We start from the raw sequence: 10,574 nt of genomic DNA, 5'->3' as shown, positions 1-10,574 counted from the left end.
ACGCTGCCCCTTGGCCCCGGCCCGCTCAACCCCTTCACGCGCTGGCAAATCTCCAGCGCCCTGGGCTGGGACAGCAACCTCAATAGCGCCCCGCACACCGACAGCCTCACCCTCAGCCTGCCTGGCCTGCCCGGCACCAGCATCGCCCTGCCGCTAGAGCGCAGCAGCCAGCCCCAGCCCGGCCTGCACGCCCTTACCCAACTGGGCGTGCAGCACCTGCAGCCCCTGGGGGAGGGCGGCGGCAACAGCGGCAGCACCAGCGCCCCCTCGGCCCTGCTGCTCAGCGCCCAGCTGGCCAACCGCAGCACCCGCACCTACAGCAAAACCCACTACCAGCACGCCGAACTGGCTCTGCACTGGCTGCAAGCCCCGCTGGCCCCCGCGCAATGGGTGCTGGGCAGCCAATACAGCCACCTGCGCTACGGCGGCCAAGCCTGGCTCAGCGAATGGCAACTCAGCGCCCAGCGCCAGCGCCAATGGGGCCCGTGCCGCGCCAGCGCCGGGGCGCAATGGGCGCAGCGGCAATGGCACAGCAGCCCTGAGTTGGATGGCCACTACCAGGGCGCCATCCTTAGCCTGGACTGCACCCCCGCCGCACCCACCGCCACCAACAGTACCGCCGCCACCAGCGCCCCACGCACCTGGGGCCTGCAACTGCGCTGGGGGCACGACCTGCCCCAGCACTCCAGCCGCCCCGGTGGCCGCGCCACCCGCACCGAGCTGCGGGCCCACGCCAGCACCGGCTGGGGGCCGTGGCAGCTCAGCGCCATCGGGCACTACCAAATCCAGCGCGACCAGCAAGGCTACAGCCCCTTGTTGGATGCTGGCCGCCCGCGCCACACCCAGCGCCACGCGCTGGAGCTGCAAGCCAGCCGCCCCCTGCCCTGGGGGGTCGCCAGCACCTCTGCCAGCGCCCCCGCCAGCCCCACCACCGACACCCGCCCCGGCCAACTGCACTGGTTTATTGGCCTGCACTACAGCCAGCAGCGCAGCAACATCGCCGTGTTTGCCGTGCGCCAGCACGGCATCCACACCGGCCTGCGCTGGCTGCACTAAGTTTGATTTTTTAAAAAAGCATAGCTGCAACCGCTTACTTAGTAATCGTTTAAAGCCTTTTTTATGTATAAATATTCAGGTCTTGGCGGCATTGGGTAGCACCCCCTTGGCCCCTGTGGGGGTGCCAGCTTGTTGCCCTTGTGCAACAATCGCGGGCTTGCAGTTTTTTTGTGACTGCAATCACAGGGCGGGCAGTGCAATCTTTTCTATACTCTGCTCCCAGCTGCTGGGTGGTTTGCCTGGCGGTGATTTTTTTTCTACTAGTGGAGAATCTCTCAAATGGCAACTGTTACTACACAAGAGCGCACCAACATCCTGAAGTTGGTCGCCGGCATGTTCAACGCCGCCCCCGGCGCTGCTTACCTGAACGAGTTCACCGACGCCTACGTCGCCCTGAACAAAGACCTGGGTGCCCTGGCTGCTGGCCTAGGCCAGACTGGTGCCTTCCAGTCCCTGTACCCCTCGTTCCTGACCGCTGACGAATTTGCCAACAAATTCCTCGACACTCTGGGCCTGAAAGCCAACACCGAAGCCCAAGACTGGGTGAAAGCCAAAGTAAATGCTGGCGAAAGCTTTGCTTCCGTGGTTTTCCAAGCCCTGGTTGCCATTGACGCTTCTACCTCTGCCGATTTCAAAGCTGCCAAAGACCAGCTGGCCAACAAGGCTGCCGTGGCCGAGCACTACTCTGTCACCCTGCAAGCTTCCAGCGATGACCTGGCAGCGCTGCAAAACGTGGTGGCCAAAGTGACGGCCGATCCCAAGTCGGTGGAGGCTGCCAATCAGACCAACGAAGGTGGCAATGGCAAGACCTTCACGCTCACTACTAGTCCGGATAATGTCGTCGGCACCGCTGGTAACGACACAATCAACGGTTACATCGGTGTGGCAGCAACTGCAACCACTTTGACCGCTGCTGACGTCATCGACGGTGGTGCCGGTACGGACAGCCTGAAGCTGACCGTTGAAGGTACGGGTACTGCTGCTGGCGCTGGTTCTCTGCCGAACGCATCCATCTCGAATGTTGAGCAATTCTTCATTCGTGACGTGGCGACGGCCGCATCGAACTATGACTTCGGCACCATCCAGGGTGAGCAGCAAGTCTGGGCCGACACCGCAACCAACGGCGTGATCTTCTCGAACCTGGGTGCGGGCACCACCGTCGGCCTGAAAGGCAATAACGTGCTCACCAACCTGGGTAACGTCTCCTTCAGCATGGCCCCTGCAACCGATGCCGTCAGCATCGCTATCGACGGTGGTGTGAAGAACACTACGGCTCCTACCATTACTGCTACCGCTGGTACTGCCACTGCTGCCACTATCTCCTCGACCGGTGCTGCTAATACAGTTGGCGCTATCACGCTGACGGCTGGCGGCAGCACGGTCACCACGCTGAACATCAACGCTGCCACTAACCTGACAGCCGTTCTGACCGCAGCCGACTTCGCAGCGACGGCCAAGATGGTCGTGACTGGCGCTGGCAAGGTGAATGTGGGTGCTGGCTTTGACGGCGCTACCATCGACGCTTCCGGCAACACGGGTGGCCTTACCGCTTCCACCACCGCCGGTGTCACCAAACTGGTCGAAGGCTCTTCCGCTGCCGACTCCATCACCTTGGTGGGCGCGCTGGCTGCTGGCGGCAAGATTAACCTCGGTGCAGGCGACGACAAGCTGCTGACGGGCGCTGGCGCTTCCATCACCGCTACCACCATCGTGGACGGCGGCGACGGCCTCGACTCCATCTCGGCTGCCTTGATTAACGCCGCCAATGCTGGCGCCATCAAGAACTTTGAGCTGCTGGATGTGTCGGCCACATCCAACCTGGACGTTGAGCTGGTGACCGGCTCCACTATTCAAGGTCTGACGTTGTCCGGTGGCACAGGCGGTGGCACGGTGACCAACGTGGCTGCTGGCGCTGGCCTGACGGTGACTGGTAACAACACTGGTACCACTACCATCGGTGTCAAGGGCGCGGCATCCGCTACGTCCACTGCTGACAGCTTCACCACGACCTTTGCTGGTGTGGCAACGTCTGCAGCTACAGCAGCAGCGCCTGAATTGCAAGCTGCTGGCACTGTCGTGACCAACGGCGTTGAAGCGCTGAACATTGTCTCCGGCGGCACCGGCTTCGTAACCAACAGCATGACCGTCACCGACAACGCGCTGCAGACCATCACCATTACCGGTGACAAGGCTCTGAACCTGGCGTTTGCTGGCGTGAATGGCACGGTGGTGACGGGTGCGACCGACACGGTCAACGGCGTGAAGATGATTGACGGTTCGGCTGCTACGGGCGCTCTGACCATCAATACAAATAACGTGACCAACGTTGCAAACGCAGGTTTGACCGTGAAGACGGGTGCTGGCAAGGATTCCATCACGCTGACCCAGAAGGCAACCGTGGATGCAGGCGCTGGCGATGACTTGATCGTCTCCTCGGTTGCAGGCGGCAAGTTCACTGGTGGCGCTGGTGCGGACAAGTTCGACGTGTCGGCCGCTATTGCAGTCGCTGGATCGCTGACAGAAGCCACGGGTGCATTCAAGAACGCGATCACCGATTTCTCGTCCACGGACTCGATCAAGCTGTTGGGTGGCAATACGTCGTTCACCACGACTAAGATTGCCTTGGGTGCAAGCGTGACGAACCTGGATCAAGCGCTGGCTCAGGCCACGGTGACCCCGGCGGACAACAGCGTTACCTGGTTCCAGTACGGCGCAGACACGTATGTCGTTGCCAATGACGGTACGCTGGGCTTCGGTGCCGGCGACCTCGTTGTCAAGCTGACTGGTTTGGTCGACCTGACCAGCGCCACGCTCGATACGACCTCGGACTATCTGACGCTGGCGTAACTTGGATAACTAAGTAAAGTTTTCCGTTCAAAGAAGCGGTCATCCTTGCCAGAGTGGTGGGGATGGCAGCCTCCAAGGCGTAAAACGACACTTAGGAACCCACAAAGCCCCCGCGAGCATCGCCTCACGGGGGCTTTTTTACGTCTGTGGAGGCTTTTGTGGCTGTGTGCGTCCCGCCAGGACGCAGGCGGGGATTGGGGCTTATTTTGCGAATTAAAAAGGACACCCACTTTAATTGCCTAAATAAACAGCATTCTTTAAACTCCTGCCCATGACCCGTCCCCGCTCCTCCCTCGAAATAACGTAACTACAATAAGTGCTATGCAGATCGAGTTCGACCCCGACAAGCGCGACAAGACACTCGCAGAGCGTGGCTTGGATTTCGCCCAGGCTGGCGAGGTGTTCGCCGGGGTGAATGTCACGGCAGAAGATGCCCGTTTTGACTATGGTGAGCCACGGTTCACTACCGTCGGTGTGTTGGATGGCCGGATGGTTATCTTGGTCTGGACGCCTCGCGGCGAGGTTCGCCGCATCATCAGCATGAGGAAAGCCAATGAACGTGAAATCGCAAGATTCGCCCAAGCCCTGGATTGACCCAGACGACGCGCCGGAGTTGACGCAAGATTTCTTCGAGCAGGGCGAGTGGAAAATCGGTGAGCAGCCAGTATCTGCCCCAGAAGGCGCGGCTGTGCTGCGTGAGGCGCTTTCCCGTGGCCGCCCCAAGGCGCAAAGCACCAAGCAGGCCCTGACGGTGCGCTACGACGCGGAGGTCATCGCGGCCTTCAAAGCCACTGGAAAAGGCTGGCAGACACGCATGAATGATGCCTTGAAAGACTGGCTGCAGACGCATTCGCCAGCGTGACATCATGACCCGCCCTCGCTCCTCCCTGATCTCGCTGGCTGACACGCCCTGGTACCATGTCGTTAACCGCTGCGTGCGCCGCGCTTTTCTGTGCGGCCAGGATGCGGCTACCGGTCAGTGCTTTGAACACCGCCGGGGCTGGATAGAAACGCGCATCCGTGAGCTGGCCTCGGTCTTCACCATTGACGTGGCCGCCTATGCGGTGATGAGCAACCACTACCACGCTGTGCTGCGCGTGGACGCAGCCCGCGCCCAGGCACTGAGCGACGACGAGGTGCTGCGCCGCTGGACGCAACTTTTCACCGGCCCCTTGCTGGTGCAGCGCTACCTGGGCGGTGCGCTGCTGGGCGAGGCAGAGCGCCTGAAGGTGGCTGAGTTTGCCGCGCTGTACCGCCAGCGCTTGGCCGATGTGTCGTGGTTTATGCGCGTGCTCAACGAAACCATTGCCCGCCAGGCCAATGCCGAGGAGGGTTGCACGGGGCGCTTTTGGGAAGGGCGCTTTAAAAGCCAGGCGCTGCTCGATGAGCAGGCGCTGCTGGCCGCCATGGCCTATGTGGACTTGAACCCCATTCGTGCCGGTATGGCCCAGAGCCTGGAGGACAGCGCCCATACCTCTATTGCCGCACGCCTGGCCGAGCTGCAAGGCCGCGCTTTTGAGCCGGTGCGGGCACCTGTGGTAGCACCAGAGGTTGTGGGTGAAATAGACGCATCGCCCGCGCGCACATTGCCCGGACTGCTATCAGAAGCAGAAATTTCAGCGCTGCCCGAGGCACCGCTGATGCCCTTTGACCCCACCAGCGGTTTTGCGCAGGCGGTGCCGTTTGGCTTGGAGGAGTACCTGGACTTGGTCGATACCATGGGCCGCGCTGTACACCCAAGCAAGCGCGGGGCCATCCCCGCCAGCACGCCGCCCCTGCTCAGTCGCCTGGGCATGGATGCCGAGGCCTTTATTGCCAGTGCTGACCATTTCTTCAAAGACTTTGCCAGTGCCGTGGGCACGCCCGCCAAGCTGATCGAGTTGGCCGCCCACCGCCAGCAGCGCTGCTTGCGTGGCCTGGCGGCTGCCAAGAGGGTGTTCGAAGCCAAGGCCGCGTAAGAGGGTGCAAAATTTTGATTTAAATCAGCCTCTAGGGATTACCCAGAAACCGCTAGCAGCTATGATTTTTTAATCTTCAGACATCTATTACATCCCCAAGGAGACAAACACAATGACCGACTGGACTGCCGGCTATGTGGCCGACATTGGCTACACCTACGGTTATTACACAGAACTGAACCCGCTGCGTGTGCGGCTGGCCTTCCTGAACGCGGGCCTGGTGCCGCCGGAAGTGGGCAGCGCCTGCGAACTGGGCTTCGGCCAGGGCATGAGCGCCAACTTGCACGCCGCTGCCAGCGTGGTGCAGTGGTCTGGCACCGACTTCAACCCGGCTCAGGCGGCTTTTGCCCAAGAGCTGGCCCGCGTGGCTGAATCCGGTGCCCAGTTGTTTGACGAAGCCTTCGACCAGTTCGGTGCCCGCGCCGATTTGCCTGAGTTCGATTACATCGGCTTGCACGGCATCTGGAGCTGGATTTCGGATGAGAACCGCGCCGTAATCGTCGATTTCATCCGCCGCAAGCTCAAGGTGGGCGGTGTGCTCTACATCAGCTACAACACCCAGCCGGGCTGGGCTGCCATGGTGCCTATGCGCGATTTGCTCACCGAGCACGCCGAAGTGCTGGGCTCTGATGGTGCCGGTATTGTCAGCCGCATCGACGCAGCCCTGAACTTCGCGGACCAACTGCTGGCAGCCAACCCGGCCTACGCGCGCGCCAACCCGCAGATTGCTGAGCGCATCAAAGCCATCAAAGGCCAGAACCGCCACTACGTAGCCCACGAGTACTTCAACCGTGACTGGCAACCCATGGCTTTTGCCCAAATGGGCCGCTGGCTGCAAAGTGCCAAGCTCACCTGGGCTTGCTCGGCCAATTATCTGGACGCTATTGATGCGGTGAACCTCACAGCAGAGCAGCAAACGCTGTTGGCCAGCATCCCCGACCCCATGTTCCGCCAGACTACGCGCGACTTTTGTGTGAATCAGCAGTTTCGCAAAGACTACTGGGTGAAGGGGGGCAGAACCCTCACAGCGCTGGAGCAGGCCGAAGCCTTGCGGGGCCAGCGCATCCTCCTTGCCCAACCCCGCGCAGACGTGGGCCTGAAAGTTACCGGTAGCTTGGGTGAAGCCACCCTGCAAGAGGCCGTGTATGGCCCCATCCTTGACCAACTGGCCGATCACAAACCCAAGACCCTGGGCCAGCTGGAGCACGCCCTTAAAGCCACCCCGAGCACCCAAAGCCTGAGCTTCGCCCAGATCCTGCAAGCCGCCATGGTGCTCAGTGCCACCGGTGCGGTGCAGGCGGTGCAAGACGATGCTGTGGTCCAGAAAGCCAAGAAACGCACCGACAGGCTCAATGTGTACCTGATGACCAAGGCGCGCAGCAGCAATGAGCTGAGCTACCTGGCCAGCCCGGTTACTGGCGGCGGTGTTACCGTGCCCCGCTTTCAGCAGCTGTTTTTGCTGGCCAAGCAGCAGGGCCACAAGCAGCCGCAGGACTGGGCCAGCTTCGTGTGGAACATCCTTGCCCTACAAAACCAACGACTGGTTAAAGATGGCAAGACGCTGGAAAGCGTCGAAGAAAACTTGGCAGAACTGACTGCGCAGGCCAGCGAGTTTGCCGAGAAACAGCTGCCGATTTTGAAGGCCTTGCAGATTGCGTGAAGCCAGTTTGGGGTACCTGCGACCTCGATAGCCTTTTGGATGACGCAAAGGTGCCGTAAAGGTGCCAGTTACAAAGCATTCGAGTCTGTGGGCCAGGAGCTGGCCCACAATGCCCACGTGATGCATTCGGACAGAGTGCGCTGCTGATAAAGCCTTCTAAAACCTTCTTCCTAGTCACTGTATGCCCCAATATCAAGCCATTACCAAGACCGACTTTGCGAATCTGCGCTGGAAGCGCTATACCGACTACCGCTTTGCCGCTGCCGATACCCTGGCCCCGCTGGTGGTGCAGGAGCTGGCCAAGGCCTGCATGACGCTGCCGATTGCTTTTATCCCGCAAGGAGAGGCTTTTGTGCCGGCTGCGGTGCAGGGCCTGCAGCCTGGTCAGAACTTGTGGGTGTCGCCTGACGGTCGCTGGATGGGGGCGTACACGCCAGCCATGTACCGTGCTTACCCTTTCAGGCTGGCACACACGCAAAGCGGCCAGTGGGTGCTGTGTGTGGCAACTGATAGCGGCATGGTTGGCGAAGACCATCCCGAGCCCTTTTTTGACGCGCAGGGTGAGCCCAGCGAATCGGTCAAGGTCGTGCTCCACTTTTTGCAGCAGGTGCAGGCCAATCGTGCCGTCACCGAGCGTGCGTGCGCCGCCTTGCAGGCAGAAGGGCTGATTCAGCCCTGGCCAGTCACGCTCAAGAGCGGGCAGGGTGAGAAAACCGTGCAAGGCCTCTACCGCATTGATGAAGACCGACTCAACGGCCTGGGGGCTGAAGCCCTGCAGCGCTTGCAGCAGGCGGGGGCGTTGTCGGTGGCTTACTGCCAGCTGCTGTCGATGCAGCACTTGCAGATGCTGGGCCAGCTTGCCGCAGCCCACGCCAACGCCAACGCCAACGCGCAGGCGCAAAGCCAGCAGGCTCTGCCTACCACCCCGAGCGGTGAAATCGATCTCGAATTCCTGAACCACGGCGGTACCCTTAGCTTCGGTGCGCATTGAATTAAAAACCCCCTGCGCCAATAAGCATCAGCGGTGGTAGAGCGTATTGGGTAAATCCAAAAAAGCCAAAAAAAAGCCGGTAGGGATACCGGCTTTAGCTTACTGGCACTCAACACCAGTCAACGTTTTTTTATTAAATAAAAACGTTGAACAAGTCTTGCGTGGTGAAGTCTTCCGTGCGCAGGCCCACGAACAAGGCAACTGGCGTCAGCTCGTCGGCCACTACATTATTGTCTGCGCCAGAGTCGTCCTTGAACTTGTACAGGCCCATATCGCTGGTGCCAATATTGATCAGGAAATAATGCGCATCTTCCTTGTCATAGGTTGCATTATTGCCGTAGGCATCAATGAATGTTGCGGCGCTCAAGCTGTCGGAAGCTGTGGCAGAAGCCCCTTGAATGACAAAGAAACCCTTGCCATAGGCATCGGGGTTGGGGTTTTTATAATCAATATTGCGCTGCAGATATGGGGTAGAGGCGCTAGTCAGAATTTGAGAGTAATTGACATTTGTATATTTGGAATTGATTCCAGCGCCTCTATAAGAGAAATCACTGGTGCCATTCAAATCAAAGTTGCCAATCGAAAAAGTATCATATTTGATATTAAAGCCACGCACTTCCATGGCCATATTGAACGTGCTGTCGTTGATAGACCATGCATCGATCTTGTCGGTGGATTGTGTGCTCTCGGTCAGGTCAATAATCAGGCGGTTGCTTGCAGACAGTGCATAAGCGTTGATCCGGTCTGCCCCCTCGCCTGCCACAATCAATGCGGTTGTCACTGCCTGGGCTGTAGACGAGCCTGCGCTGAAGGTGATGGTGTCATTACCTTCGCCTGCATCTGCTTGGTCGCCAGAGGCAATATAAATTGTGTCATTTCCAGCGCCGCCAAATACATAATCTACGGTGTAGTCGTCGCTGGAAGAGTAATTTGCAAAGATGGTGTCGTCGCCTTCTTCGCCATAAATGGTGTCAGACCCTGAGCCTCCACGAATATAGTCTTCTCCGGTGCCGCCATAAATGACGTCATCCCCTTCTTCGCCATCAATCCAATCATCGCCACCGCGGCCATAAATGATATCGTGGTCACGGATATTACTTCCGTCATAGGAGGATTTTCCACCGCCATAGATCCTGTCGGCACCATCACCACCATCCAGCACATCCGCACCGTAGCCGCCTTCTATATAGTCGTCTCCACCACCGCCATAAATCAGGTTGGTTGCGTGATCAACGGTATCTACATAATATCCAGGAATCCATTGATTTCCCTGGTAGTAACCATAAACATAGGTGGAGTTGGCATATTTGCCGCCATAGAGCTTGTCGGCGCCAAAGCCCCCTTCAATATAATCCGCGCCACGGCCGCCATCAATGTTGTCGTTTCCTGAGCCGCCCAGCAGAACGTCGTTGCCGCCATTGCCCTTGATGGTGTCATCACCAGGGCCTGCATCGACATAATCGTCGCCATCACCTAGAACAATATTGTCATTGATGCCTTGGTACTGAACGAGTTTGGAGCCATCAAACAGATTTTTAAAATAATTGGGGTCCAGGTGAGCAGAAGAGTTGTCCAGCTGCAGAGAATCCAGGCCGCTATTTTTGAAGAACTGGCGCACGCCGTTCACATCAATGGAGGGGATGGCTGAGCTGACGACTTCTGCCAGCATTTGTGTAGTGATGCCATATTGCTTGGCCGTGCTGTAAATCAAAGACGGATTATTTTCATTTGAAAGCACAAAGCTCAGTACATCATTTGAAGAAACACCCAGTTTTTTCAAATAAATTTGTGTTAAATCAGAAATATATGCCACTTTTTATCTCCAGAATTACCCGTATGGGCGGTAAGCTTGCTAATATAGCAAGCAGGGAATGGTTTTATTTTAAATAAAACTTAGAAATTGATGGATAGCTGCACACTTTTAGCATTTTAAAAATTTCTGGTAACCTGTGCTTGGTATATAGAGATGCACCAATGATTGGATACAAAAAATTATTGAATCTTTTTTTGTGAGCAGTACCAAAAATTTCTTTGGCAGTATAAGTATTTTTTTGGACTTGCT

Annotated in this window: 8 protein-coding genes; 7 read left to right on the top strand and 1 reads right to left on the bottom strand. The window is 58.1% G+C overall.

The features are described 5' to 3' along the window. From J1777_RS07260 to J1777_RS07230, 7 genes are all read left to right on the top strand, one after another. Positions 1-1,056, top strand: a 1,056-nt coding sequence (locus J1777_RS07260; protein ID WP_207575149.1) for a hypothetical protein, incomplete at its 5' end; no start/stop codon positions are given. A gap of 279 nt (positions 1,057-1,335) precedes the next feature. Beyond that, positions 1,336-3,903: a beta strand repeat-containing protein gene (locus tag J1777_RS07255; protein ID WP_207575148.1), complete on the top strand. Its 2,568-nt coding sequence runs from the start codon at positions 1,336-1,338 to the stop codon at positions 3,901-3,903. 321 nt (positions 3,904-4,224) lie between these two features. Continuing rightward, positions 4,225-4,497 carry a BrnT family toxin gene (locus J1777_RS07250; RefSeq protein ID WP_207575147.1) on the top strand — a complete coding sequence of 91 codons (273 nt, stop codon included), beginning with the start codon at positions 4,225-4,227 and terminating at the stop codon, positions 4,495-4,497. Further along, positions 4,457-4,765: a BrnA antitoxin family protein gene (locus tag J1777_RS07245; protein ID WP_207575146.1), complete on the top strand. Its 309-nt coding sequence runs from the start codon at positions 4,457-4,459 to the stop codon at positions 4,763-4,765. The genes J1777_RS07250 and J1777_RS07245 overlap by 41 nt, the downstream gene beginning before the upstream one ends. A 4-nt stretch (positions 4,766-4,769) precedes the next feature. Further along, positions 4,770-5,861 carry a transposase gene (locus tag J1777_RS07240; protein WP_207575145.1) on the top strand — a complete coding sequence of 364 codons (1,092 nt, stop codon included), beginning with the start codon at positions 4,770-4,772 and terminating at the stop codon, positions 5,859-5,861. Between the two features lie 112 nt (positions 5,862-5,973). Beyond that, the gene (locus J1777_RS07235; RefSeq protein WP_207575144.1) at positions 5,974-7,521 is read left to right on the top strand and encodes a class I SAM-dependent methyltransferase; all 1,548 of its coding nucleotides are present in this window, start codon (positions 5,974-5,976) and stop codon (positions 7,519-7,521) included. A 181-nt stretch (positions 7,522-7,702) separates the two neighbouring features. Next, positions 7,703-8,512 (top strand): SapC family protein, encoded by an 810-nt coding sequence (locus tag J1777_RS07230; protein WP_207575143.1) that lies wholly within the window; start codon positions 7,703-7,705, stop codon positions 8,510-8,512. 133 nt (positions 8,513-8,645) lie between these two features. Here J1777_RS07230 and J1777_RS07225 read toward each other — a convergent pair whose 3' ends face one another. Continuing rightward, on the bottom strand, positions 8,646-10,325 hold the full coding sequence (locus J1777_RS07225; protein ID WP_207575142.1) for a calcium-binding protein: 1,680 nt from the start codon (positions 10,323-10,325) through the stop codon (positions 8,646-8,648). Positions 10,326-10,574: the final 249 nt, after the last annotated feature.

The sequence above is a fragment of the Comamonas denitrificans genome (assembly GCF_017368815.1).
In the GTDB taxonomy this organism is placed as follows: Bacteria; Pseudomonadota; Gammaproteobacteria; order Burkholderiales; family Burkholderiaceae_C; genus Comamonas; species Comamonas denitrificans.
The sequence above is the reverse complement of the archived record's forward strand: the minus strand, read 5'-3'. Positions and strand labels throughout refer to the sequence as shown.

Excerpts from the sequence above, each read along its gene's own strand:
- J1777_RS07235 (WP_207575144.1), top strand. The coding sequence starts at position 5,974 with ATGACCGACTGGACTGCCGGCTATGTGGCCGACATTGGCTACACCTAC.
- J1777_RS07250 (WP_207575147.1), top strand. The coding sequence starts at position 4,225 with ATGCAGATCGAGTTCGACCCCGACAAGCGCGACAAGACACTCGCAGAG.
- J1777_RS07245 (WP_207575146.1), top strand. The coding sequence starts at position 4,457 with ATGAACGTGAAATCGCAAGATTCGCCCAAGCCCTGGATTGACCCAGAC.
- J1777_RS07255 (WP_207575148.1), top strand. The coding sequence starts at position 1,336 with ATGGCAACTGTTACTACACAAGAGCGCACCAACATCCTGAAGTTGGTC.
- J1777_RS07230 (WP_207575143.1), top strand. The coding sequence starts at position 7,703 with ATGCCCCAATATCAAGCCATTACCAAGACCGACTTTGCGAATCTGCGC.
- J1777_RS07240 (WP_207575145.1), top strand. The coding sequence starts at position 4,770 with ATGACCCGCCCTCGCTCCTCCCTGATCTCGCTGGCTGACACGCCCTGG.